This window comes from Citrobacter sp. RHB35-C21 (assembly GCF_013816515.1).
Lineage (GTDB): Bacteria > Pseudomonadota > Gammaproteobacteria > Enterobacterales > Enterobacteriaceae > Citrobacter > Citrobacter braakii.
The window spans coordinates 2,950,908-2,973,741 of sequence record NZ_CP057147.1 but is presented as its reverse complement, the minus strand read 5'-3'; the positions used below and the strand labels follow the sequence as shown (position 1 = coordinate 2,973,741).

At 50.2% G+C, this 22,834-nt stretch carries 26 protein-coding genes, 1 pseudogene and 1 other annotated feature; of the genes and pseudogenes, 15 read left to right on the top strand and 12 right to left on the bottom strand.

From position 1 onward, the window contains the following. The first annotated feature begins 50 nt into the window (after nt 1-50). A complete protein-coding gene (cedA, locus tag HVZ39_RS14510) occupies nt 51-293 on the top strand; it encodes a cell division activator CedA (protein ID WP_029139771.1) in 243 nt (80 codons plus the stop codon). Between the two features lie 66 nt (nt 294-359). Here the strand turns inward: cedA and tcyP are convergent, their stop codons facing one another. From tcyP to hxpB, 4 genes and pseudogenes are all read right to left on the bottom strand, one after another. Next, nucleotides 360-1,751 (bottom strand): cystine/sulfocysteine:cation symporter, encoded by a 1,392-nt coding sequence (gene tcyP, locus HVZ39_RS14505; RefSeq protein WP_019078417.1) that lies wholly within the window; start codon nt 1,749-1,751, stop codon nt 360-362. A 135-nt stretch (nt 1,752-1,886) separates the two neighbouring features. After that, nucleotides 1,887-2,486, bottom strand: coding sequence for a metal-dependent hydrolase (locus HVZ39_RS14500; RefSeq protein WP_087121839.1), 600 nt, complete (start codon nt 2,484-2,486; stop codon nt 1,887-1,889). Nucleotides 2,487-2,569: 83 nt separating this feature from the next. Next, a pseudogene (locus tag HVZ39_RS14495) lies at nt 2,570-2,692 on the bottom strand (SDR family oxidoreductase); the annotation flags it as partial. 30 nt (nt 2,693-2,722) lie between these two features. Beyond that, a complete protein-coding gene (hxpB, locus tag HVZ39_RS14490) occupies nt 2,723-3,391 on the bottom strand; it encodes a hexitol phosphatase HxpB (protein WP_181632599.1) in 669 nt (222 codons plus the stop codon). Between the two features lie 168 nt (nt 3,392-3,559). Here hxpB and HVZ39_RS14485 point away from each other — a divergent pair, with 168 nt between their 5' ends. Next, entirely contained in the window at nt 3,560-4,096 is a 537-nt protein-coding gene (locus tag HVZ39_RS14485) for a YniB family protein (protein ID WP_019076635.1), read from the top strand. A gap of 64 nt (nt 4,097-4,160) precedes the next feature. On the opposite strand, the gene HVZ39_RS14480 is transcribed toward HVZ39_RS14485, so the two are convergent. After that, nucleotides 4,161-5,021, bottom strand: coding sequence for a fructosamine kinase family protein (locus tag HVZ39_RS14480; protein ID WP_016152861.1), 861 nt, complete (start codon nt 5,019-5,021; stop codon nt 4,161-4,163). Between the two features lie 269 nt (nt 5,022-5,290). Then, nucleotides 5,291-6,220 (bottom strand): 6-phosphofructokinase II, encoded by a 930-nt coding sequence (gene pfkB / locus HVZ39_RS14475; protein ID WP_016156336.1) that lies wholly within the window; start codon nt 6,218-6,220, stop codon nt 5,291-5,293. A 287-nt stretch (nt 6,221-6,507) separates the two neighbouring features. On the opposite strand from pfkB, the gene HVZ39_RS14470 reads away from it, so the two are divergent. Continuing rightward, nucleotides 6,508-7,266, top strand: coding sequence for a YdiY family protein (locus HVZ39_RS14470; RefSeq protein ID WP_016152863.1), 759 nt, complete (start codon nt 6,508-6,510; stop codon nt 7,264-7,266). 167 nt (nt 7,267-7,433) lie between these two features. On the opposite strand, the gene yniD is transcribed toward HVZ39_RS14470, so the two are convergent. Continuing rightward, a complete protein-coding gene (yniD, locus tag HVZ39_RS14465) occupies nt 7,434-7,541 on the bottom strand; it encodes a small membrane protein YniD (protein ID WP_003030590.1) in 108 nt (35 codons plus the stop codon). A gap of 304 nt (nt 7,542-7,845) precedes the next feature. Here yniD and thrS point away from each other — a divergent pair, with 304 nt between their 5' ends. The 8 genes from thrS (at nt 7,846) to ihfA (ending at nt 15,121) form a co-directional block, all read left to right on the top strand. Continuing rightward, nucleotides 7,846-9,774: a threonine--tRNA ligase gene (gene thrS / locus HVZ39_RS14460; RefSeq protein ID WP_016152864.1), complete on the top strand. Its 1,929-nt coding sequence runs from the start codon at nt 7,846-7,848 to the stop codon at nt 9,772-9,774. Nucleotides 9,775-9,777: 3 nt separating this feature from the next. Then, on the top strand, nt 9,778-10,320 hold the full coding sequence (gene infC / locus HVZ39_RS14455) for a translation initiation factor IF-3 (RefSeq protein WP_048997935.1): 543 nt from the start codon (nt 9,778-9,780) through the stop codon (nt 10,318-10,320). 96 nt (nt 10,321-10,416) lie between these two features. Continuing rightward, nucleotides 10,417-10,614: a 50S ribosomal protein L35 gene (rpmI, locus tag HVZ39_RS14450; RefSeq protein WP_003030583.1), complete on the top strand. Its 198-nt coding sequence runs from the start codon at nt 10,417-10,419 to the stop codon at nt 10,612-10,614. Nucleotides 10,615-10,669: 55 nt separating this feature from the next. After that, a complete protein-coding gene (rplT, locus tag HVZ39_RS14445) occupies nt 10,670-11,026 on the top strand; it encodes a 50S ribosomal protein L20 (RefSeq protein WP_003030578.1) in 357 nt (118 codons plus the stop codon). 120 nt (nt 11,027-11,146) lie between these two features. Continuing rightward, nucleotides 11,147-11,271 (top strand) — a sequence feature (Phe leader region). After that, complete coding sequence (gene pheM, locus HVZ39_RS26440; protein WP_001386830.1) at nt 11,152-11,196, top strand: pheST operon leader peptide PheM; 45 nt, start codon at nt 11,152-11,154, stop codon at nt 11,194-11,196. (Overlaps the previous feature by 45 nt.) A gap of 159 nt (nt 11,272-11,430) precedes the next feature. Further along, nucleotides 11,431-12,414, top strand: a complete 984-nt coding sequence (pheS, locus tag HVZ39_RS14435; protein WP_016152865.1) for a phenylalanine--tRNA ligase subunit alpha — start codon at nt 11,431-11,433, stop codon at nt 12,412-12,414. Nucleotides 12,415-12,429: 15 nt separating this feature from the next. Beyond that, the gene (gene pheT, locus HVZ39_RS14430; RefSeq protein ID WP_181632598.1) at nt 12,430-14,817 is read left to right on the top strand and encodes a phenylalanine--tRNA ligase subunit beta; all 2,388 of its coding nucleotides are present in this window, start codon (nt 12,430-12,432) and stop codon (nt 14,815-14,817) included. Nucleotides 14,818-14,821: 4 nt separating this feature from the next. Beyond that, complete coding sequence (ihfA, locus tag HVZ39_RS14425) at nt 14,822-15,121, top strand: integration host factor subunit alpha (RefSeq protein ID WP_003030571.1); 300 nt, start codon at nt 14,822-14,824, stop codon at nt 15,119-15,121. A 40-nt stretch (nt 15,122-15,161) separates the two neighbouring features. Here the strand turns inward: ihfA and HVZ39_RS14420 are convergent, their stop codons facing one another. From HVZ39_RS14420 to HVZ39_RS14400, 5 genes are all read right to left on the bottom strand, one after another. Continuing rightward, the gene (locus HVZ39_RS14420) at nt 15,162-16,391 is read right to left on the bottom strand and encodes a NupC/NupG family nucleoside CNT transporter (RefSeq protein ID WP_047358884.1); all 1,230 of its coding nucleotides are present in this window, start codon (nt 16,389-16,391) and stop codon (nt 15,162-15,164) included. A gap of 3 nt (nt 16,392-16,394) precedes the next feature. Continuing rightward, nucleotides 16,395-17,357 carry a nucleoside hydrolase gene (locus HVZ39_RS14415; protein WP_181632597.1) on the bottom strand — a complete coding sequence of 321 codons (963 nt, stop codon included), beginning with the start codon at nt 17,355-17,357 and terminating at the stop codon, nt 16,395-16,397. 17 nt (nt 17,358-17,374) lie between these two features. Then, nucleotides 17,375-18,109: an outer membrane protein OmpK gene (locus HVZ39_RS14410; protein ID WP_016152869.1), complete on the bottom strand. Its 735-nt coding sequence runs from the start codon at nt 18,107-18,109 to the stop codon at nt 17,375-17,377. 31 nt (nt 18,110-18,140) lie between these two features. After that, a complete protein-coding gene (locus tag HVZ39_RS14405) occupies nt 18,141-19,355 on the bottom strand; it encodes a PfkB family carbohydrate kinase (RefSeq protein ID WP_181632596.1) in 1,215 nt (404 codons plus the stop codon). Nucleotides 19,356-19,436: 81 nt separating this feature from the next. Continuing rightward, complete coding sequence (locus tag HVZ39_RS14400; RefSeq protein ID WP_181632595.1) at nt 19,437-19,595, bottom strand: DUF1427 family protein; 159 nt, start codon at nt 19,593-19,595, stop codon at nt 19,437-19,439. Between the two features lie 304 nt (nt 19,596-19,899). Here HVZ39_RS14400 and btuC point away from each other — a divergent pair, with 304 nt between their 5' ends. From btuC to HVZ39_RS14380, 4 genes are all read left to right on the top strand, one after another. Then, nucleotides 19,900-20,880 carry a vitamin B12 ABC transporter permease BtuC gene (gene btuC / locus HVZ39_RS14395; RefSeq protein WP_032931198.1) on the top strand — a complete coding sequence of 327 codons (981 nt, stop codon included), beginning with the start codon at nt 19,900-19,902 and terminating at the stop codon, nt 20,878-20,880. A 60-nt stretch (nt 20,881-20,940) separates the two neighbouring features. After that, nucleotides 20,941-21,492 carry a glutathione peroxidase gene (locus HVZ39_RS14390; protein WP_016156341.1) on the top strand — a complete coding sequence of 184 codons (552 nt, stop codon included), beginning with the start codon at nt 20,941-20,943 and terminating at the stop codon, nt 21,490-21,492. Beyond that, nucleotides 21,492-22,241, top strand: a complete 750-nt coding sequence (gene btuD / locus HVZ39_RS14385; RefSeq protein WP_181632594.1) for a vitamin B12 ABC transporter ATP-binding protein BtuD — start codon at nt 21,492-21,494, stop codon at nt 22,239-22,241. Before HVZ39_RS14390 ends, btuD begins: the two co-directional genes overlap by 1 nt. A gap of 77 nt (nt 22,242-22,318) precedes the next feature. Continuing rightward, nucleotides 22,319-22,783 carry an NlpC/P60 family protein gene (locus tag HVZ39_RS14380; protein WP_003832591.1) on the top strand — a complete coding sequence of 155 codons (465 nt, stop codon included), beginning with the start codon at nt 22,319-22,321 and terminating at the stop codon, nt 22,781-22,783. The last annotated feature ends 51 nt before the right edge of the window (nt 22,784-22,834 follow it).

Sequence of the window (22,834 nt, the reverse complement as noted above, 5' to 3'; positions counted from 1 at the left end):
TAAGATAGCCGTTTTCTGATTTTTAGAATTAGTCTTTAGTGAAGCAACTGATTATGAAACCTCTTCGCCAACAGAATCGTCCGGTAATTAGCTATGTTCCTCGCGTGGAGCCAGCCCCACCAGAGCATGCAGTTAAAATGGATGCGTTTCGTGACGTATGGATACTGCGCGGAAAATATGTCGCTTTTGTCTTAATAGGGGAGGCGTTTCAGCGTTCACCTGCATTTACGGTCCCGGAATCAGCGCAACGCTGGGCTAATCAGGTTCGCCAGGAAAATGAACTGAGCGATTAATGGATATAAAAAAACCGCCGGAGCATGACACTCCGGCGGTTTTTTTTGTTTTTCAGTCTAACAGACTTAGCGATGCGCCAGTTCGGCGTTATCGTCGCTGTCCAGAATTGTTTTATCGGTCTGTTTCAGCCATTGGCTGGTCAGCGTACCGGCTGTCATAGAACCGCTCACGTTCAGCGCGGTACGACCCATATCGATCAGCGGCTCAACGGAAATCAGCAGCGCAACCAGCGTGACCGGCAGACCCATAGCTGGCAGGACGATCAGCGCGGCAAACGTTGCACCGCCACCCACACCCGCAACCCCTGCGGAACTGACGGTTACGATACCAACCAGCGTGGCAATCCACATCGGGTCCAGCGGGTTGATCCCGACGGTCGGGGCGACCATTACTGCCAGCATTGCCGGGTACAGCCCTGCACAACCGTTCTGGCCAATGGTGGCGCCAAAGGAGGCGGCAAAAGAGGCGATGGATTCAGGCACGCCCAGACGACGGGTTTGCGCTTCAACGTTCAGCGGAATTGAGGCTGCGCTGGAACGGCTGGTGAAGGCGAAAGTCAGCACCGGCCACACCTTGCGGAAGTATTTCAGCGGGCTAACGCCGTTAACACCCAACAGGATCCCGTGTACCACAAACATAATGCCCAGACCGAGATAAGAGGCCACGACGAAGCTACCCAGCTTGATGATGTCCTGCAGGTTGGAGCCCGCAACCACTTTGGTCATCAGCGCCAGAACACCGTACGGTGTCAACTGCATCACCAAACGAACCAGCTTCATCACCCAGCTTTGCAGGGTATCGATAGCGACCAGCACGCGCTCGCCTTTCGGCGCATCATCTTTCAGCAGCTTCAGTGCGGCAACACCGAGGAATGCCGCGAAGATAACCACGCTGATAATCGACGTCGGGTTAGCTCCGGTCAGATCGGCAAACGGGTTTTTCGGGATAAACGACAACACCAGCTGTGGAACGCTGAGGTCAGCTACTTTGCCAACATAGTTGGTTTCAATCGCGTTCAGACGAGCGGTTTCAGCCCCACCTTGCACCAGACCTTCTGCGGTCAGGCCGAACAGGTTGGTCACCAGAACCCCTACCAGCGCGGCAATCAGCGTAGTAAACAGCAGCGTGCCGATGGTCAGAAAGCTGATCTTACCTAACTGAGAGGCGTTGTGCAGACGCGCAACGGCGCTGAGAATAGACGCAAACACCAGCGGCATGACAATCATCTGCAGCAGTTGGACGTAACCGTTGCCGACAATGTTGAACCACTGTACGGAATCTTTAAGAACCTGGCTGTCGGAACCATAAATGGTGTGCAGGGCGAGGCCAAACACCACACCCATGACCAGACCGACCAGTACTTTTTTTGCCAGACTCCACTGCTTGTGACGGGCTTGCGCCAGCACGAACAGCAGCACTACGAACACGATAATGTTCGCGATTAATGGATAGTTCATCCCCGTTCTCCTGATCTTATTATGCGTATCACCGTGTGACGGTGATTCTGTTGGCGCAAGATTAGCAGAACTGTGACTTGCCTCTTATATTCAAATGGAATTGTTTATGCCAAAAATAACTTTTTGGCTGATTTATTAGTCAACCTGGTGCGTTATAAAACGATTAAACTGCATTTGCAGCGTATTTATCATTTGTGATGACCAGCGCACCGCACTGTTCTCTTGTACGGTCTGCGGCATCCAGATTGCCCACGCGAACAGCGCCATGCATAGAAACCGCTCCAGTTGGTTGCCTTTTTGCGGCACGAGGATAGGCAGACGAAAACGCCAGCGGCAGGGCCAAAGCAGGGGGACGCCCGCCGGTGTCAACATGTCGGCCAGAATGTGGCTGAGATAACCGAGAACCATACCTTGTAAGGCATCAGCCGGAATTATCCAGGTATCAGGGACTTTCAGGTAAAACGTGGCCAGCAGGGCAAAAACCGCCAGCAGGCTATGCGTAAACCCGCGATGACCAAATGCCCTGGCAATGGGCTTTGATACCCACTTCAGACGCTGCCCCAGCAGGGATTTGGGATGATCGATATCCGGCAGTAAGCACGTCAAAATGGCTGAAGGAACAATATGCCACCAGTCACCCTGCGCAAGAACGGGCGTTAGCTCGGCATTCTTGGCAAATACCGCACAGGCAATAGAAAAAAGAAGGTGACCTTCCGCCGTCATGATAAAACCCAATAAACTGTCGATTCATACAGTATAGGGGTTTTATACAGTAGGCGGAAGAGGTGACGTTGTAACCCTTTGTCACAAGTACGCCTTTACCGCGCCAGCCAACCGCCATCCACGACCAGCGTATAGCCATGTATATAGTCCGAGGCAGCACTTGCGAGGAACACGACCGGGCCTTTCAGATCATCAGGCGTGCCCCAGCGTCCGGCAGGCGGGCAATGCGATCATTGCCCGTCGCAGGATTAGCCGCGCAGGTGAGCGGCAGTGAGTTCAGTGAGCGAGGCCAGTTTGACGTCGGCCAGAACGAAGCGAGGATCGTCCTGATTTTCATGCGCAGGTACTACGATGGAACGCATACGGGCGGCTTTCGAAGCAATCATGCCGTTCACCGAGTCTTCCAGTGCTACGCAGTTTATAGGGTCAATGCCCAGTTTTGCCGCGCAATCGAGATAAACCTGCGGATGCGGTTTGCTGTAGGGCAGTTTTTCCGCAGAAGCCAGTGCATCGAAGCTGCTGCGCAGATCAAACATGGTTAGCACTTTTTCCAGCATATGCAGCGGCGAGGCGGATGCCAGTCCTACTTTCAACCCCTGAGATTTGCACAATGCCACGGCCTCACGCACGCCCGGCAGCAGTGGTTTTGTTTCTTCAACTAACGCAATTGCCCGGTTAATGATGCGCTCGGTTACTTCCTGACGTGAGGGACCGTTCCACGGTTGCTGTGCAAACCACAAATCAACCACCATGTCGATGCGTAAGCCAAGTGTATCGGGAAGTTCATGGCGGCGGGAGATATCAACGCCTAAACTTGCTATCACATCCAGTTCGGCCTGATCCCAAAGCGGTTCAGAATCGACCAGTAATCCATCCATATCGAAAATTGCAGCAAGAATTTGACGCGGGGTTGACATCACAACCTCTCCTTTACGGGTGATAAAAGGGATTAAGAGCCAGCCTGGACGGGCTCTGAGCGTTCATTATGGCTAATTCAGCAGTATACCGCCTTTAAAGATCAGGCGAAAACGATAATCAACGGGTAAACTTAGGCCAAAATGACACGTCTTAATCAAGGGGAACTCATGACGTATCAACAAGCTGGACGCATTGCCATCTTGAAAAGGCTGGTGGGATGGGTGATTTTCATTCCCGCGCTGATTTCAACCCTGGTTTCAGTACTGAAGTTTATGTATGCGCACAGCGAAAAGCAGGAAGGGATTAACGCGGTCATGCTCGATTTTGCACACGTGATGATCGACATGATGCGCGTGAACACACCTTTTCTTAACGTGTTTTGGTATAACTCGCCGACGCCCGATTTTCAAAGTGGACTGAATCTCGTTTTTTGGCTGATTTTCATTCTGATTTTTATCGGTCTGGCGTTGCAGGATTCAGGCGCCAGAATGAGCCGTCAGGCGCGTTATTTACGCGAGGGCGTTGAGGATCAGTTGATTCTGGAACAGGCAAAGGGCAGTGAAGGGTTATCACGCGAGCAACTTGAGTCGCGTATTGTGGTACCGCACCATACGATCTTTTTACAAATTTTCCCGCTTTATATTTTGCCGGTGATCGTTATCGTGATTGGCTACTTCTTCTTTTCATTACTGGGCTTTTTGTAACTGCTGCACTATCAGGCCTGACGCGTTGCGAAACGCCAGGCCAGATAAGCAACGTGCGACTTTGCTAAGCCGCCAGTAACCTGTCCAGCGCTTTCTGCGCCACGACCAGATGCTGTCCCCCGAACAGAATAGCCCTGTTCAGCAGCGTATAGAGCTGGTAGACAGGCTGTCTGTCGAGAAAATCCAATGGGAGCGGAGAAACAGACTGATAACCGTCATAGAGTTGCGGCGGCTGATCGGTATGTAACGGCAGCATTGCCAGGTCACACTCTCTGTCCCCCCAGTAGCAGGCAGGATCAAAGATGTACGGGCCGTTCGGGCCGAGGGCGCAGTTCCCGGACCACAAATCACCATGCAGAAGAGATGGCTGCGGCTGATGAGAAGAGAGACGCTGCTGAACATGCTCGACAATGGCGTCGATATTGCCAAACGCGATGCCTTTTTCAGCGGCGAGTTCCAGCTGCCAGCCAATACGCTGCTCGGCAAAAAAGGTTGACCAGCGACGTTGCCAGGTGTTGGGCTGCGGCGTGGTAGAGAGCGCATTATCGAAGTCGAGCCCAAACTGCGGCTGATCGCTCCATTCATGCAAATGCGCCAACTGCTGGCCGAGGATAAACGCGTTGTGCGCATCAAGCGGACGGGGAGGGAGGAAATCCATCACCAGAAAGCTGTAATCTCTGTCTGCGCCTACCGCCCAGACTTTCGGTACAGATACGGTTTGACTGCGAGAAAGTAGCTCCAGCTGATCGGCTTCCGCCGTAAAGCCGGTTAACAGCTCTCTTTCATCGCATTTGACGAAAAAATCGCGCCCCGCATAGCGTAAATGCCATGCGGCGTGGATCTCTCCGCCGGGCAGTTCGTTACGCAGTTCGATTTCGCCTTCACCTAATTGCTCGCTTAAAAGACGACTGATAGCCTGCCACATGATGTCTCTCCCCATGTTGTCTGCCAGATCATAAGGTTAGCGCAAGAATGCGGTTAAAAAACACGAACTGACGCACACCACGGACGCGTCATCGCTGGAAAGGCACTTAATGTGTGTCGTTCTTCTTCACCTCGCATAGTTGTGAAGACGCCCGGTTGCACATGATTCACTTCTTTGTAATCACGTGATTTTTTATCATAGACGTATAACACCCATGCCGACAGTTTTACGGGGAAATCCCCTTGTATCTAGACAAGGGGAAGCCGTCATTACTGAGCCAGATACGCGTATATTTTTTGCGTATCGTCTAAAGCGCACAGACGCGTACCCTGATTCAGGGTGGCGGCGCTACCTGCGGCGACACCGTAACGAACAATATCTGCAAAAGGTGCGCTCTCCGCCAGTTTAAGCGTCATGGCCCCGACCATACTGTCGCCCGCGCCTACGGTACTTTGACTCTTCACCGGTGGCGGAACCACCTGGACACAAGTTTCACGATCAACGCCCAGCGCTCCTTGTGGTCCAAGCGAGACTACTACGCGATGCGCTTTTCCGCTTTGCACGATTTCTTGTGCGGCGTTGCGCACATCATCGGGCTGCGTGAGTTCGCGATTCACCAGCGCGCTCAGTTCTTTGAGGTTGGGTTTGACCAGTTCGATATTGCCGATGGTTAATGCTGCCGCCAGCGCTTCGCCAGAACTATCGACGATACAGCGAATCCCTTGTTTTTGTGCTGTGGTAATGAGCCGGGTCAGCTTCTCAAGCTGTACGCCAGGCGGCAAACTGCCGCTGATAACCAGCAGTGCGCCAGACTCAATTTCCAGCACCTGATCCTGAAGTTGGTAGAACTCATCATCGGTGAGCGCAGCGCCTGGCATGACGAAGCGATACTGTTCGCCGCTGGACTCAACGTGCACATGGAGATTTTGTCGGGTCCAGTCTTTAGCTTCGACGGTGGATACGGGAACATTTTCGTCGGCGAGCAAAGCAACAAGATGCTCTCCAGTGGCGCCACCCGCAGGGAAGATGGCCGTAGCGGTGCCGCCAAGATGGGCAATTGCGCGAGCGACGTTGATACCGCCGCCGCCGGGTTCAAAAACCGGCGAGGTACAGCGAAGCTTACCTTCCGGGTAGATTTGCGGCGTGATTGTTGCGCTATCGAGAGAGGGCGCAAGTGTTAACGTATAGATACGTACCATCTTTACCTCCTGTTAGGCTGTCCTCAGTCTGGCACTTAACCCCCCGAAAGTGAAGTAATTAACAACATGATTTTTCATATCTTTATTTAAAATAATCGCGTTAAAGATATATAAATAAAAAAACGGTTTAGGAACGCTCTTATTCAAAAAATGAAATAAGAATTTATTGCTATGTTATTCGAGTCTTTTTATAATTTGTTACCTTTCAAGGGTCTTTTGTCATTGATCCATATGAAAGTTTCCGAGACCGTTATGGTCTCTTTTTTTGTTGTACGGACTCTTAATAAATGAAGCTTTTGAAGACAGTGCCCGCAGCGTTACTGCTGACGGGTGGCCTGCTTGCGTCAATGCAGGCTGCCGCCGATGATTCCGTTTTTACTGTCATGGATGACCCTTCCAGCGCGAAAAAACCCTTTGAAGGTAACCTGAACGCGGGATATCTCGCCCAGTCAGGCAACACAAAAAGTTCTTCTTTAACTGCAGACACCACCATGACCTGGTACGGTCAAACTACGGCGTGGTCTTTGTGGGGAAATGCCAGCAATACCTCCTCAAATGATGAGCGTTCATCAGAGAAATATGCCGTAGGTGGCCGTAGTCGTTACAACATGACCGACTATGATTATCTTTTTGGGCAGGCAAGCTGGCTGACCGACCGTTACAACGGCTATCGCGAGCGTGACGTGCTGACCGCAGGTTATGGTCGTCAGTTCCTCAACGGACCGGTGCACAGCTTCCGTTTTGAATTCGGTCCTGGTGTGCGCTATGACGAGCACACGGATGGCACCACAGAAACACAGCCGCTGGGCTATGCGTCCGGGGCCTATGCGTGGCAGATGACGGACAATACTAAGTTTACGCAAGGTGTGTCGGTATTTGGTGCTGACGATACAACGCTCAATTCTGAAACGGCCTTGAACGTTGCTATCAACGAACACTTTGGGTTAAAGGTGGCTTACAACGTTACCTGGAACTCTGAACCACCGGCAACAGCGCCGGAGCATACCGATCGTCGTACTACTGTGTCACTCGGCTATCGTATGTAATGACAAGCCGGGTCAAATAATTGGCCCGGCTTTTCTCAATTAACGTTAAATTTATTTAATATTAAATCTGTGTTTTATTTTTAATACTTATCAATAACGCGCTATTTTCAGACGAATTCGATTTAATTGATAAATACAACGGAACCGGAACAGCGTGTGCCAGTATTTTAACCCCAGATCATCGCAGCCCAACGTAGCATCAGCATTGCCGCACAAATAACGAGCAGTATCACAACCATCTTCCAGTGTTTCTTCGCAAAGCGATTTGTTGGCATTGTCCTTTTCCTGCTCAGGTTAGATGACTTTATACAAGTGTAACAAAAACGTCAGGGTGTCAGTGAATTGATTTACATCATAGAGTGCGCGTTGATTGTTGCTTTGATCGGCTCGTAATGCCGTGTACACTGTCAAACGGTGTTATCAAAAAGCGGGTGTAGGTCCAGTGTAGCCATTAAGGCGACCAGTGACATATTTCGCAGAGTGAAGCGGGAATCAGCCCACACCTTTTTGATGATTTTAAATATTGAATCTTTGTATGTGATCTTACGTGTGGGTCACCACTGCAAATAAGGATATAACATGCCTGTTATTACTCTTCCTGATGGCAGCCAACGCCATTACGACCACGCTGTAAGCCCCATGGATGTTGCGCTGGACATCGGTCCAGGTCTTGCGAAAGCCACTATTGCTGGCCGTGTTGACGGTGAGCTGGTAGATGCTTCCGATCTGATTGAGCATGATGCGAAGCTCTCCATCATCACCGCGAAGGATGAAGAAGGTCTGGAGATCATTCGTCACTCCTGTGCGCACCTGTTAGGGCACGCGATCAAACAACTCTGGCCGCACACCAAAATGGCGATCGGACCGGTTGTTGATAACGGTTTTTACTACGATATCGATCTTGACCGTACGCTAACCCAGGAAGATGTCGACGCGCTCGAGAAGCGGATGCACGAGCTCGCTGAGAAAAACTACGATGTCATTAAGAAGAAAGTCAGCTGGTACGAAGCGCGTGAAACCTTCGTGAAGCGTGGCGAGACCTATAAAGTCTCCATTCTTGATGAAAACATTGCCCATGATGACAAGCCTGGCTTGTACCATCATGAAGAATATGTCGATATGTGCCGTGGCCCGCACGTGCCGAACATGCGTTTCTGTCATCACTTCAAACTGATGAAGACCGCAGGGGCATACTGGCGTGGCGACAGCAATAACAAGATGCTGCAGCGTATTTATGGTACTGCATGGGCCGATAAAAAAGCCCTGAGTGCCTACCTGCAACGTCTGGAAGAAGCGGCCAAACGCGACCACCGTAAAATCGGTAAGCAGCTTGACCTGTATCATATGCAGGAAGAAGCGCCGGGTATGGTGTTCTGGCACAATGATGGCTGGACAATCTTCCGTGAACTGGAAGTCTTTGTTCGCTCAAAACTGAAAGAATACCAGTATCAGGAAGTTAAAGGTCCGTTCATGATGGACCGCGTGCTGTGGGAAAAAACAGGTCACTGGGATAACTACAAAGATGCGATGTTCACGACCTCCTCTGAGAACCGTGAATACTGCATTAAGCCCATGAACTGCCCGGGCCACGTGCAGATCTTCAATCAGGGTCTGAAATCCTATCGTGATCTGCCGTTGCGTATGGCCGAGTTTGGTAGCTGCCACCGTAATGAGCCGTCAGGCGCGCTGCATGGCCTGATGCGTGTTCGTGGCTTCACTCAGGATGATGCACATATCTTCTGTACAGAAGAGCAGATCCGTGATGAAGTTAACGCTTGCATTCGTATGGTCTACGATATGTATAGCACCTTTGGCTTCGAGAAAATCGTCGTCAAACTGTCCACTCGCCCCGAAAAACGTATCGGTAGCGATGAAATGTGGGACCGTGCTGAAGCTGACCTGGCCGTTGCGCTGGAAGAAAACAACATCCCGTTTGAGTACCAACTGGGTGAGGGCGCATTCTACGGTCCGAAAATTGAATTTACCCTGTATGACTGCCTCGATCGTGCATGGCAGTGCGGTACTGTACAGCTGGACTTCTCTCTGCCGTCCCGTTTAAGCGCCTCTTATGTTGGCGAAAACAACGAGCGTCAGGTGCCGGTTATGATTCACCGCGCAATTCTTGGGTCGATGGAACGTTTCATCGGTATCCTGACCGAAGAGTTCGCTGGCTTCTTCCCGACCTGGCTTGCGCCAGTTCAGGTTGTCGTCATGAACATCACCGATTCACAGTCTGAATACGTCAACGAATTAACGCAGAAACTACAAAATGCGGGTATTCGTGTAAAAGCAGACTTGAGAAATGAGAAGATTGGCTTTAAAATCCGCGAGCACACTTTACGTCGTGTCCCTTACATGTTGGTCTGTGGCGACAAAGAGGTAGAAGCAGGCAAAGTTGCCGTGCGCACCCGTCGTGGCAAAGACTTGGGCAGCCTGGACGTAAATGAAGTGATTGAGAAGCTGCAACAAGAGATTCGCAGCCGCAGTCTTCAACAACTGGAGGAATAAGGTATTAAAGGCGGAAAACGAGTTCAAACGGCACGTCCGAATCGTATCAATGGCGAGATTCGCGCCCTGGAAGTTCGCTTAACAGGTCTGGAAGGCGAAGCTTTGGGTATTGTGAGTCTGAGAGAAGCGATCGAAAAAGCTGAAGAAGCTGGAGTAGATTTAGTTGAAATCAGCCCTAACGCCGAACCGCCAGTTTGTCGTATTATGGACTACGGCAAGTTCCTTTATGAAAAGAGTAAGTCTTCTAAGGAACAGAAGAAAAAGCAAAAAGTTATCCAGGTTAAGGAAATTAAATTCCGTCCTGGCACCGACGATGGCGATTACCAGGTAAAACTCCGCAGCCTGGTACGCTTTCTGGAAGATGGCGATAAGGCTAAGATCACGCTGCGTTTTCGCGGTCGTGAGATGGCCCACCAACAGATCGGTATGGAAGTGCTCAACCGCGTCCGTGACGATCTGAGTGAACTGGCAGTAGTCGAATCCTTCCCTACGAAGATCGAAGGCCGCCAGATGATCATGGTGCTCGCTCCTAAGAAGAAACAGTAAGGCCTTCAAGTAGCAATGTCTGTGGAGCCTGCGGGTTCCACAGCCGTTGTTCGCCTACGTTTCGTTTATTAACAATGCGAAGTGGAAGTTATTAAAATGCCAAAAATTAAGACCGTACGCGGTGCTGCTAAGCGCTTCAAAAAAACCGGTGGTGGTGGATTTAAGCGTAAGCACGCAAACCTGCGTCATATTCTGACCAAAAAATCTACTAAGCGTAAACGTCACCTGCGTCCAAAAGGCCTGGTTTCTAAAGGCGATCTGGGTCTGGTTATCGCGTGCCTGCCGTACGCATAAGCCGTTAACGTTTAATTAATTTTTTTACTAAGAATATAGATACAGGAGAGCACATATGGCTCGCGTAAAACGTGGTGTAGTTGCCCGTGCACGTCACAAGAAAATTTTGAAACAAGCTAAAGGCTACTACGGTGCGCGTTCTCGCGTATACCGCGTTGCCTTCCAGGCTGTTATCAAAGCTGGTCAGTACGCTTATCGTGACCGTCGTCAGAAAAAGCGTCAGTTCCGTCAACTGTGGATTGCGCGTATCAACGCAGCAGCACGTCAGAACGGTATTTCTTACAGCAAATTCATCAACGGCCTGAAAAAAGCCTCTGTTGAAATCGACCGTAAGATCCTGGCTGACATCGCAGTATTCGACAAAGTAGCGTTCACCGCTCTGGTCGAAAAAGCGAAAGCAGCTCTGGCATAAGCCGGTGAAAAGAGGGAGCCTGGCTCCCTCTCTTTTATTTGTAGTGCAATCAATTGGTTGACAATTTATCCGTAAGCCTTTTCAATAAAGGTTGTCCGGTTTTTACCACACAAGGTAACGCAAGCATGAATGCTGCTATTTTCCGCTTCTTCTTTTACTTTAGCACCTGAACTCAGGAGGCTTGCGCGTGAAAGAAGAAACGGAAAACAGCGCCTAAAAGCCTCCCTGGTGGAGGCTTTTTTTATACACGTTATCCTTCAGGCTGCCTCTGCGTTGGCTGCAGTCGCTTACCCCAGTCACATATTTGTCTGAGGATTAGCGCTCTACTGCTGTCTTGACTCAGCCAGAATGATTTTGTGTATATACGAGCGACTAGTGAATATCGCAACATAACGAGGAAAACCATGTCACATCTCGCAGAGCTGGTTGCCAGTGCAACGGCCGCCATTAACCAGGCTTCAGATGTTGCCGCGTTAGACAATGTCCGCGTCGAATATTTGGGCAAGAAAGGGCACCTGACCCTTCAGATGACTACCCTGCGTGAACTGCCGGCAGAAGAGCGCCCGGCAGCAGGTGCGGTGATAAACGAAGCCAAAGAGCAGGTTCAGCAAGCGCTGAACGCGCGTAAAGCCGAATTAGAAAATGCCGCGCTGAATGCTCGTCTGGCTGAAGAAACGATCGATATCTCCTTGCCTGGGCGTCGTATCGAAAACGGCGGTTTGCATCCGGTAACGCGGACTATCGATCGCATTGAAAGTTTCTTTGGTGAGCTGGGCTTTACCGTGGCAACCGGTCCGGAAATCGAAGATGACTATCATAACTTCGATGCGCTGAACATTCCTGGCCATCACCCGGCGCGCGCTGACCACGACACTTTCTGGTTTGATGCGACGCGTCTGCTGCGTACGCAGACTTCCGGCGTGCAGATCCGCACTATGAAAGAAAAACAGCCGCCGATCCGTATTATCGCTCCGGGCCGCGTATATCGTAACGACTACGATCAGACGCACACCCCAATGTTCCATCAGATGGAAGGGCTGATTGTTGATACCAACATCAACTTCACCAACCTGAAAGGCACGCTGCATGATTTCCTGCGCAACTTCTTTGAAGAAGACCTGCAGGTTCGTTTCCGTCCTTCCTACTTCCCGTTCACCGAACCTTCTGCGGAAGTCGATGTGATGGGTAAAAATGGCAAATGGCTGGAAGTATTGGGATGCGGAATGGTTCACCCGAACGTGCTGCGTAACGTCGGTATCGATCCGGAAATCTACTCTGGCTTTGCATTCGGTATGGGTATGGAGCGTCTGACCATGCTGCGTTACGGCGTAACCGATCTGCGTTCTTTCTTCGAAAACGATCTGCGTTTCCTCAAACAGTTTAAATAAAGGCAGGATAAAACAATGAAATTCAGTGAACTGTGGTTACGCGAATGGGTAAACCCGGCGATTGATAGCGATGCGTTGTCAAACCAAATCACGATGGCGGGTCTGGAAGTTGACGGTGTGGATCCTGTTTCTGGCGCGTTCAACGGCGTTGTAGTGGGCGAAGTGGTTGAGTGCGCTCAGCATCCTAACGCTGACAAACTGCGCGTCACCAAGGTGAATGTCGGCGGCGACCGCCTGCTGGATATCGTCTGTGGTGCGCCAAACTGCCGTCAAGGGCTGAAAGTGGCTGTAGCAACCGTTGGAGCCGTTCTGCCGGGCGATTTCAAAATCAAAGCCGCGAAACTGCGCGGTGAGCCGTCTGAAGGCATGCTGTGCTCGTTCTCCGAGCTGGGCATTTCCGACGATCACAACGGTATTATCGAACTGCCTGTCGATGCACCAATTGGTACCGATATCCGTGAATACCTGAAGCTTGACGATAATACTATCGAAATCAGCGTCACTCCGAACCGCGCCGACTGCTTAGGCATTATCGGTGTGGCACGTGACGTTGCTGTACTGAACAAAGCCCCTCTGGTTGAGCCGGAAATAACGCCAGTAGCTGCAACTATTAGCGACGTCCTGCCGATTCAGGTCGACGCGGTGGAAGCCTGCCCACGCTATCTGGGCCGCGTGGTGAAAGGCATTAACGTTAAAGCGCCAACCCCGCTGTGGATGAAAGAAAAACTGCGTCGTTGCGGCATCCGCTCGATCGATGCCGTGGTTGACGTGACTAACTATGTGCTGCTCGAATTAGGCCAGCCGATGCACGCATTCGACAAAGACCGCATTGAAGGCGGGATTGTTGTCCGCATGGCAAAAGAAGGTGAAACCCTGGTATTGCTGGACGGCAGTGAAGCGAAGCTGAATGCGGATACGCTGGTGATTGCGGACCATAACAAAGCGCTGGCAATGGGCGGCATCTTTGGTGGCGAGCACTCCGGTGTGAATGATGAAACGCAAAACGTCCTGCTGGAATGCGCGTTCTTCAGCCCGCTGTCTATTACCGGTCGCGCACGTCGTCACGGTCTGCACACCGATGCCTCTCACCGCTATGAGCGTGGTGTCGATCCGGCGCTGCAACATAAAGCCATGGAACGTGCTACGCGCCTGCTGATCGATATCTGCGGCGGCGAAGCGGGTCCAATCATTGACGTGACGAACGAAGCCTCGCTGCCAAAACGCGCAACCATTACGCTGCGCCGTAGCAAACTGGATCGTCTGATCGGACACCATATTGCAGATGAGCAGGTGAGCGATATTCTGCGCCGTCTGGGTTGTGATGTCACGGAAGGGCAAGATGAGTGGAAAGCGGTAGCACCGAGCTGGCGTTTCGATATGGAGATCGAAGAAGACCTGGTCGAAGAAGTCGCCCGCGTATACGGTTATGACAATATCCCGAATACGCCAATTCAGGCGGGTCTTATCATGGGTACGCATCGTGAAGCGGATTTGTCGCTAAAACGCGTAAAAACCATGCTGAATGACAAAGGCTACCAGGAAGTTATTACCTACAGCTTTGTCGACCCGAAAGTCCAGTCGCTGCTGCACCCGGGTGAAGAATCGCTGCTACTGCCAAGCCCAATCTCTATTGATATGTCGGCAATGCGTTTATCCCTGTGGACCGGCTTGCTGTCTACGGTAGTGTACAACCAGAATCGTCAGCAAAACCGCGTGCGTATTTTCGAAACGGGTTTACGTTTCGTACCGGACACGCAGGCCAATCTCGGGATCCGTCAGGATCTGATGCTGGCGGGCGCGATCTGCGGTAACCGTCATGATGAACACTGGAATCTGGCAAAAGAGACTGTTGATTTCTATGATCTGAAAGGCGATCTGGAAGCGGTTCTCGACCTGACCGGCAAGCTGGCGGATATTCAGTTCAAAGCTGAAGCGAATCCAGCACTGCATCCGGGGCAGTCTGCGGCGATTTATCTGAAAGGTGAACGCATTGGTTTCATTGGGGTTGTTCATCCTGAACTGGAACGTAAACTGGATCTGAACGGTCGCACTCTGGTGTTTGAACTGGAGTGGAACAAGCTCGCAGACCGCGTGGTGCCTCAGGCGCGTGAAGTTTCTCGCTTCCCGGCGAACCGTCGTGACATCGCGGTCGTTGTGGCTGAAAACGTTCCCGCTGCGGATATTTTATCCGAATGTAAGAAAGTTGGCGTAAATCAGGTAGTTGGCGTAAACTTGTTTGACGTGTACCGCGGTAAGGGTGTTGCGGAGGGTTATAAGAGCCTCGCTATCAGCCTGATCCTTCAGGATACCAGCCGTACACTTGAAGAAGAGGAGATTGCCGCTACCGTCGCCAAATGTGTAGAGGCATTAAAAGAGCGATTCCAGGCATCATTGAGGGATTGAACCTATGGCGCTTACAAAAGCTGAAATGTCAGAATATCTGTTTGATAAGCTTGGGCTTAGCAAGCGGGATGCCAAAGAACTGGTCGAGCTGTTTTTCGAAGAGATCCGTCGTGCTCTGGAAAATGGTGAGCAGGTAAAACTCTCTGGTTTTGGTAACTTCGATCTGCGTGATAAGAATCAACGTCCGGGCCGTAATCCGAAAACGGGCGAAGATATTCCCATTACAGCACGGCGCGTGGTGACCTTCAGACCCGGACAGAAGTTAAAAAGCCGGGTTGAAAACGCAACGCCGAAAGAAGAGTAATCTGAACTAACTAAAAAGGCCGCGAATGCGGCCTTTTTTCTTAGTGGGCCAGAAGGAAAAACAGCCCGGTCAGTGCTGCGCTCAGCAGGTTAGACAACGTGCCCGCCAGGATCACTTTAAGCCCCATTTTAGCAATGAAACTTTTTTTCCCCGGCACAATCCCCCCCAGTACGCCAATCAATGCAGCAGGAGAGGACAAATTGGCAAACCCAGCCAGCGCCATGATCGTTATTATCTGCGAATATTCCGACAGTTGGTCTTTCATTGGAATAAAGCTGGTATACGCGACGAACTCATTCAACACCAATTTTTGACCTAACAGGCTACCAATTTGCAAGACTTCGTTAGCGGGAATGCCCAACAGCCAGGCAACCGGAGCAAAGAGGTAACTAAAGATAAATTGTAGCGTGACGTTACCATAGCCGAAAAAGCCACAAAACCAGCCCAACAAGCCGTTCACCATAGCAATTAATGCAATCAGTGCCAGAAGCATTGCCCCCACGTTAGCGGCGAGCTTCAGCCCGATAGTCGCGCCATTTGTAGCCGCTTCAACGATGTTGATAGGCTTTTCATCTTGACCAAGCATATCGCCTGACACGTCGGCAGTGTTTTCGGGTTCCGTTTCTGGAAACAGCATTTTCGCCATTAACAGACCGCCTGGCGCTGACATAAAAGAGGCGGCTACCAGATAGCGAATTTCGATCCCCATACTGGCATAGCCAACCAGCACTGAGCCTGCGATAGAGGCCACACCACCTGTCATGAGGGCAAACAGTTCTGAGCGCGTCATGCGTGGCGCATAAGGCTTCATCAGGACGAAGACGTCAGTATTGCCCGCAAAAATATTGGCCGTTGCAGCCATGGATTCTGCCGGGCTGGTGCGCAGCAGTTTATGGATACCCGTACCGATGAGGCGGATAATCCACTGCATGATGCCCAGGTAGTACAGCACGGAGAACAATGCTGACATAAAAATGATAATCGGCAGAACATGCACGGCAAATACAAACCCCATTTTGAACTGTCCGAGATTACCGAAGAGAAAGTTAATCCCTTCCGACGAATAGTTCAGCATGCCTGACAGACTGTTTGATATGGCGAGTAAGATTTTTTCCCCTAAGGGGACATACAGGATAAATGCAGCAAAAAGAGCCTGGATTGCAAAGGCGCCGCCAACAGTGCGAAACCGGATAGCTTTGCGATTTTCTGAACATAGCCAGGCAACGAGTAACAGGACAACAATGCCAAGTATGACGATGAGTATCTGCATGGTTTATCCCTCATCGGCATCAATGATGCTACGGAAAAGATCTTTAAAGAGAGCATCCCGCTCAATAAATTTTGCGACCTGAATGACGTGACGGCGGTTATCAAAACTCCAGCTCAGATTGTCATTGATCAAAGGGGATGTACGGTATTCACAGGTGAACCAGTCAGGATTCAGGACATAGCCAACCGTAGTGATATCCCAAATGACTTTGCGGGATGCAAAACCAATCCAGGGGCATCGCGGGGCAATTTCAGCAAAGTAGCTACCAATGCGGCTGGTCTCTGCAAAATAGTACTGCATCTCTGGGACCGATGAGGCCATAGTGTTAGCCACGCCAAAGCAGGGGATTTGGGTGAGCGCTACGCCACTATCAAAAAGTACCCGACTCGCCGCAATGTCCTGCATCAGGTTGAATTCATGATTATCTTTCCAGGCATAACTGTTACCCCCAAGCCAGATGACATGAATCTTTGTGACGATGTCCGGCGCGAGGAGCAGTGCGTTAGCGATATTGGTCGGCGCGGCGATTGCGAGTACATGTAATGTTTGCTCAGCCGTTCTTGCCCGGTTAATCAAATCCTGTACTGCTGCTGACATCTCCGGCTGGTTGCTATCTTTCAGATAGCGTGTTGAACCCTGGAATATTTGCGGTATGTTTTCGCGGCGGGGGAGTTTGTTAAATACGCGATAGATCTCATCGACGCTCAGTTGCATTCCTACTGCGGGATCGTCAACATATGTGTGCGAGCCCTCTTTACCAAAATAGTGGTTGGTAAACGGAGCGGCGTAAACAGCTTGCAGATCGAGGCGCTCCGGGTGTAAGAATGCCCAGGCAATGGCCATCTGATCGTCAATTTCATTGTAGGTATCGCTGTCAATAACGATAGGCACTTTGCCATACTTAGGTGGCGTAATTAAGGTAATACGCTGCGCTGAAGTTAATTCAGGCCAGTGGATACTTAACATCGTTAATGTTCCTTAAGTTAGAAGTCGTAGGCCAGTCGATAAATGAGAATATCGCCATATCCATCCGCACCAAGTTTGTTATAAAAGTACCGATACATTAATGTGGTGGATATATGAGGCATGATTTTCCAGGTAATATTCAGGCCGCCGTTTAAACCATTGCTACCATGATTGTTAGCGGTATAGTCATCATTACGGTCAAGTTCTATTTCATTCCAATTGGACAGTAAGAAGTCCTGGTTGAGAAGATTGAAAGCATAACCAGCGTTCCATCCAATTGAGAAACCATTGAGTCCATTAATATCATAAGCTGGGCCAAAATTACTGTGCGCGGTAATGTACTGACGAGCAATCCAGGGTTTAAACCACCATCCATCGCCTTTCAGGTCGGTATAGCCAAGCCCAATAAATTGATTCGTCTCTTTAAAATTGGGGCTTTGCGAATTATAGACTTTTGTAAATAAGCTGGCACCTGTTTTCCAGAGGTAGGTATGGATTTCACCATTCGCAGTCTGCCCCTGATTTCCCTCGTCATCTAGAATATTTTCAAAATCATAAAAACCGTACATTTCACCCCAATCAAAACCAATACCTCCCTCAATACCAATTAAGGCTTGTTCATATTCGAGGTCTTTAACACCGGCATCCCAGGATTGATAGTCAAAATGTATATTCCCCCAACCGTATTGTTGTTCAGCTAATGAGGAAAAAGCTACGCACGATAATAAAGCCCCGAAGGCGATTTTTTTCATTTTATATCCCTATTTTGGTGGTGGGTAAATATCAGTATTTAGTACAAGATAATCGTTTTAATACGAGTTCATGGGATGGCATATTGGCTGCGCCTTCACGCTCTACGGCCAGTGCTGCAAATACACAGGCGTAATGAATTGCGTTGGCAATATTTTCTCCACAGGCAAGTCGAGCAGCGAGTGCACCATTAAATGCATCACCGGCGCCGGATGTATCAATATTAACTGCGGGATATGCCGGGAACTGTTGGTGAGTAGAACCATCAAATAACCAGCACCCATCTTTGCCTAACGTAATTAGAATATATTGTGGTCCCATTTGGTGCATGGTTTCGGCGGCCTGACGAATATCGTCTGGCGTACGAATAGCCTTGCCAATTATCGCCTCTGCTTCTGTGAGGTTTGGGGTCAGGATGTGTGTCCAGCGGAGAAGGTCTGTCACCTCCTTGCGCCATGGCGCTGGATTCAGGATTGTCATCACCCTGGCGGCATGTGCGAACTTAATAGCTTGAGCTGTAGCGTCAGGATTGTTTTCCATCTGCGTCAAAAAAACATTGGCGGTGCCTATCTCGTCATAACAGGATATAATTTCTTCACTCGTTATTTCCTGATTAGCCCCTGGATTAATAACGATTACATTATCGCCAGCCTCTTCGGATATCATCACTACGGCACTGCCGGTTGGTGCATCATTTTTGGTAAAGATGGTTAGTTTTTCTAATCCTACGCCATTTAAAAAATGCTGGGCTTTGGTTGAAAACTCATCTTCACCTAATTTGACTGTAAAATAAGTGCGAGCATTGGCTTGTGCGGATGCTATCGCCTGGTTGCTGCCTTTCCCTCCGGGTAAACAACAGGAAAAAAGCGCGCGCGTGGTTTCTCCTGAAATAGGAAAGCGGTGAAGCCGATATACTAAGTCGGTATTAAATGAACCCAGAATGTAAACTTTCCCATTGTTTTCGTTCATTGATATTTCTCGTTCGAACTTTGATTGGTTAATGATGATGTTTTGGTGCAAATAAAGAGAGTTGTTCTCATATAATGGGAATGCATTGTCGTGATTATATACAGCACCTCCATAGCATGAGCGGACATGTCCTGTTTTTACAAGGTCATTGATGTCGCGGCGGAGTGTTCTTTCCGTAACATCAAGTACCTTAACAAGAGATGATATTTTTACACTTCCTTGTTTTTTGAGTAGTGTTAAAATATAGCGAAGACGCTGTTTTTTGTAACGACAGGGCATCTAATCCTCACTTTTCATGAATGTGATGAGAGGTCCATGTAATAAGTTTATTTTGTCTATGTGTTAATTTTTTTGGTGAATTTATTTATTGAATAAATAGTTAAAGATCTGATTACCACTAAGTACACCGATGATACCAAATACACCAGGCCAGACAGTAGGGGCTGGAATGGGTAGTTTTATTAATGTAAATATGAAACCAATAATTGCACAGGCAATAAGTGAAAGAATTATATCCATAAGATAATTCCTGAGGGTGTTATGATGATACGAAGACTACACAATATATTTACGTATTGATGAGAAGACAATCACACAAAACTTCTGCAACCGGACATCTTGTCCGGTTGTGGTTATTTATTTAATCTCAGAAACGATATTAATAATGACAGCTACTACCTGGTATTGCTGCCAGCATTGCATTAGGCAAAAGTCTAAGGTTCATGCTGTTTTGGGCCATTGCCTCATTTGCGGTAGAGCTTCCTTCCATGTTTTTTGCTTTCATCGTAAAATTAATGAGATAACCCATAAAAAAAGTATAAACATGCAACCTTTTGCACAATTACAACGTCGGCGAGACCGATACTGGTTAGGCACTTTATCGCTGTTGCTATTGGTCATGCTCGTGATTAGCTTATGCGCAGGAGAACAGTGGATCGCCCCCGGCGACTGGTTCAGCGCCCGCGGCGATCTGTTCGTCTGGCAAATCCGATTTCCCCGTACCCTCGCCGTTTTGCTGGTTGGTGCTGCGTTGGCCTTATCTGGCGCAGTGATGCAAGCTCTCTTTGAAAACCCGCTCGCAGAGCCTGGATTACTGGGCGTGTCGAATGGCGCGGGAGTCGGGCTCATCGCGGCGGTGCTGCTGGGGCAGGGGCAGCTCCCTGGCTGGGCGTTGGGTTTATGCGCCATCGCAGGGGCGCTGATTATCACGCTTATTCTGCTCCGTTTTGCCCGCCGTCATTTGTCTACCAGCCGTCTGCTGTTGGCGGGGGTGGCGCTGGGCATTATCTGTAGCGCGCTGATGACATGGGCCATCTACTTCTCCACTTCTTTTGATTTGCGACAGCTAATGTACTGGATGATGGGGGGCTTTGGCGGCGTTGACTGGCATCAGGCCTGGCTCATGGTGGCGTTGATTCCGGTGCTGGTGTGGATCTGCTGTCAGTCGCAGCCGATGAATATGCTGGCGCTGGGGGAGACTTCTGCACGTCAGTTGGGATTGCCGTTATGGTTCTGGCGCAACCTGCTGGTGGTCGCCACGGGCTGGATGGTTGGCGTAAGCGTGGCTCTGGCGGGAGCGATTGGCTTTATTGGGCTTGTGATCCCACATATTCTGCGGCTGTGCGGCTTAACCGATCATCGCGTGTTACTGCCGGGCTGCGCGTTGGCTGGCGCTATCGTGTTACTGTTGGCTGATGTTGTCGCGCGTCTGGTGCTGGCCTCGGCTGAGCTGCCAATTGGCGTGGTGACGGCCACCATGGGCGCACCGGTATTTATCTGGCTATTGTTAAAAGCCGCGCGCTAGAACGCGTTGATTCGGTCTATGATTAAAAACTGAAAATCCACCTGTTGTTCTGGAGATGCTATGCAAAACACTATCCTCGATACAGACGTGACGACCATCGACGGCGAGGTGACCTCACTGCAGCCATATGCTGGAAATGTGCTGTTAATCGTTAATGTTGCTTCAAAATGCGGGCTAACGCCGCAATATGAGCAACTGGAGAATCTGCAGAAAGCCTGGCATCAGCAGGGCTTTACCGTTCTTGGGTTCCCCTGCAACCAGTTTCTGGGCCAGGAGCCGGGCAGTGAAGAGGAAATAAAAACGTACTGCAGTACCACCTGGGGCGTTACCTTCCCGATGTTCAGCAAAATTGAGGTCAACGGCGAGGGACGCCATCCGCTGTATCAGAAACTGATTGATGCCGCGCCAACCGCCGTTGCGCCTGCGGATAGTGGATTCTATGAGCGTATGGCGAGTAAAGGTCGGGCGCCGCTCTACCCGGACGATATTCTGTGGAATTTCGAGAAGTTTTTAGTGGGTCGGGATGGTCAGGTACTGCAACGATTTTCACCCGATATGACGCCTGAGGATCCTGTTCTGGTGCAATCCATCAAGACGGCGCTGGCAAACTAATGTCACGATTGATGCAGCTACAGGACGTAGCAGAATCGACCCGACTCGGCCCGCTTTCTGGTGAGATAAAAGCAGGGGAGATCCTGCATTTAGTGGGACCTAACGGCGCAGGAAAGAGCACGCTGTTGGCGCGAATGGCGGGGCTGACGACCGGCAAGGGCAGCATCACCTTTGGTGATGTGTCATTGGATGAATGGCCGGCAGCAAAGCTGGCGCAATATCGCGCTTATCTTGCGCAACAGCAAAACCCACCGTTTGCGATGCCGGTCTGGCATTTTCTGACGCTGCATCAACCCGATAAAGCACGCACCGATCTGTTACAGGAAGTCGCCGATGCGCTTGGGCTTGGGGATAAGCTGGGACGCAGCGTGAATCAGCTCTCTGGCGGTGAGTGGCAGCGCGTGCGCCTGGCTGCGGTTATCCTGCAGATTTGCCCACAAGCGAATCCATTCGGCCAGCTTTTGCTGCTGGATGAGCCGATGAACAGCCTGGACGTGGCGCAACAAAATGCACTGGACCGGATGCTGGGTCAGTTGTGTTTGCAGGGCATCGCGATTGTAATGAGCAGCCATGACCTTAATCACACCTTACGTCATGCGCACAAGGCCTGGCTCCTCAAACGCGGGAAGCTGCTTGCCAGTGGTGCTCGTGATGCGGTACTAACGCCGGCCAATCTGTCTGCGGCTTATGGTGTGAACTTCCGTCGTTTGGATATTGAAGGCCACAGAATGCTCATATCAACCACTTAAGTTAAATGGGTTCTTGAAAATCATATAATTTCCACGCTAAATTGACATAAAAATATAATTCAGAGGATTCGTCCTGAATGCGCTTTTGGCTTCTTTTCATCACAGCATTGTTTTTGGCGGGCTGCAGCAGCCATCGTGCTCCTGCGCCAAATGCCCGCTTGTCGGATTCTATCGCCGTTATCGCCGGGCTTAATGACCAGCTACAAACCTGGCATGGCACACCCTATCGTTATGGCGGCATGAGCCGTAGCGGAGTGGATTGTTCTGGATTTGTATTGATGACAATGCGCGATAAATTCGATCTGCAACTCCCGCGTGATACGCGCACGCAATCAAAGATTGGTACCGAAATTGATAAAGATGATTTGCTGCCCGGCGATCTGGTGTTCTTTAAAACCGGGTCTGGGGAAAGCGGTCTGCATGTCGGAATTTACGATACCAATAATCAATTTATTCATGCCTCAACCAGCCGTGGTGTGATGCGCTCGTCACTGGACAACGTTTACTGGCGCAAAAACTTTTGGCAGGCGCGACGTATTTAATCCTCATCAGTCACGAGGCTGCCTACGGCTGAGCAGCCTCGACATTTCCAT

Bases quoted from the DNA above. Each gene is read 5' to 3' on its own strand.
- pheT (WP_181632598.1), top strand. From the start codon at position 12,430: ATGAAATTCAGTGAACTGTGGTTACGCGAATGGGTAAACCCGGCGATT.
- HVZ39_RS14380 (WP_003832591.1), top strand. From the start codon at position 22,319: ATGCGCTTTTGGCTTCTTTTCATCACAGCATTGTTTTTGGCGGGCTGC.
- HVZ39_RS14390 (WP_016156341.1), top strand. From the start codon at position 20,941: ATGCAAAACACTATCCTCGATACAGACGTGACGACCATCGACGGCGAG.
- rpmI (WP_003030583.1), top strand. From the start codon at position 10,417: ATGCCAAAAATTAAGACCGTACGCGGTGCTGCTAAGCGCTTCAAAAAA.
- rplT (WP_003030578.1), top strand. From the start codon at position 10,670: ATGGCTCGCGTAAAACGTGGTGTAGTTGCCCGTGCACGTCACAAGAAA.
- ihfA (WP_003030571.1), top strand. From the start codon at position 14,822: ATGGCGCTTACAAAAGCTGAAATGTCAGAATATCTGTTTGATAAGCTT.
- HVZ39_RS14420 (WP_047358884.1), bottom strand. From the start codon at position 16,391: ATGCAGATACTCATCGTCATACTTGGCATTGTTGTCCTGTTACTCGTT.
- HVZ39_RS14400 (WP_181632595.1), bottom strand. From the start codon at position 19,595: ATGGATATAATTCTTTCACTTATTGCCTGTGCAATTATTGGTTTCATA.
- HVZ39_RS14415 (WP_181632597.1), bottom strand. From the start codon at position 17,357: ATGTTAAGTATCCACTGGCCTGAATTAACTTCAGCGCAGCGTATTACC.
- pheS (WP_016152865.1), top strand. From the start codon at position 11,431: ATGTCACATCTCGCAGAGCTGGTTGCCAGTGCAACGGCCGCCATTAAC.
- yniD (WP_003030590.1), bottom strand. From the start codon at position 7,541: ATGCCAACAAATCGCTTTGCGAAGAAACACTGGAAGATGGTTGTGATA.
- HVZ39_RS14470 (WP_016152863.1), top strand. From the start codon at position 6,508: ATGAAGCTTTTGAAGACAGTGCCCGCAGCGTTACTGCTGACGGGTGGC.
- tcyP (WP_019078417.1), bottom strand. From the start codon at position 1,751: ATGAACTATCCATTAATCGCGAACATTATCGTGTTCGTAGTGCTGCTG.
- hxpB (WP_181632599.1), bottom strand. From the start codon at position 3,391: ATGTCAACCCCGCGTCAAATTCTTGCTGCAATTTTCGATATGGATGGA.
- thrS (WP_016152864.1), top strand. From the start codon at position 7,846: ATGCCTGTTATTACTCTTCCTGATGGCAGCCAACGCCATTACGACCAC.
- HVZ39_RS14480 (WP_016152861.1), bottom strand. From the start codon at position 5,021: ATGTGGCAGGCTATCAGTCGTCTTTTAAGCGAGCAATTAGGTGAAGGC.
- HVZ39_RS14410 (WP_016152869.1), bottom strand. From the start codon at position 18,109: ATGAAAAAAATCGCCTTCGGGGCTTTATTATCGTGCGTAGCTTTTTCC.
- pfkB (WP_016156336.1), bottom strand. From the start codon at position 6,220: ATGGTACGTATCTATACGTTAACACTTGCGCCCTCTCTCGATAGCGCA.
- HVZ39_RS14405 (WP_181632596.1), bottom strand. From the start codon at position 19,355: ATGCCCTGTCGTTACAAAAAACAGCGTCTTCGCTATATTTTAACACTA.
- HVZ39_RS14485 (WP_019076635.1), top strand. From the start codon at position 3,560: ATGACGTATCAACAAGCTGGACGCATTGCCATCTTGAAAAGGCTGGTG.
- btuC (WP_032931198.1), top strand. From the start codon at position 19,900: ATGCAACCTTTTGCACAATTACAACGTCGGCGAGACCGATACTGGTTA.
- btuD (WP_181632594.1), top strand. From the start codon at position 21,492: ATGTCACGATTGATGCAGCTACAGGACGTAGCAGAATCGACCCGACTC.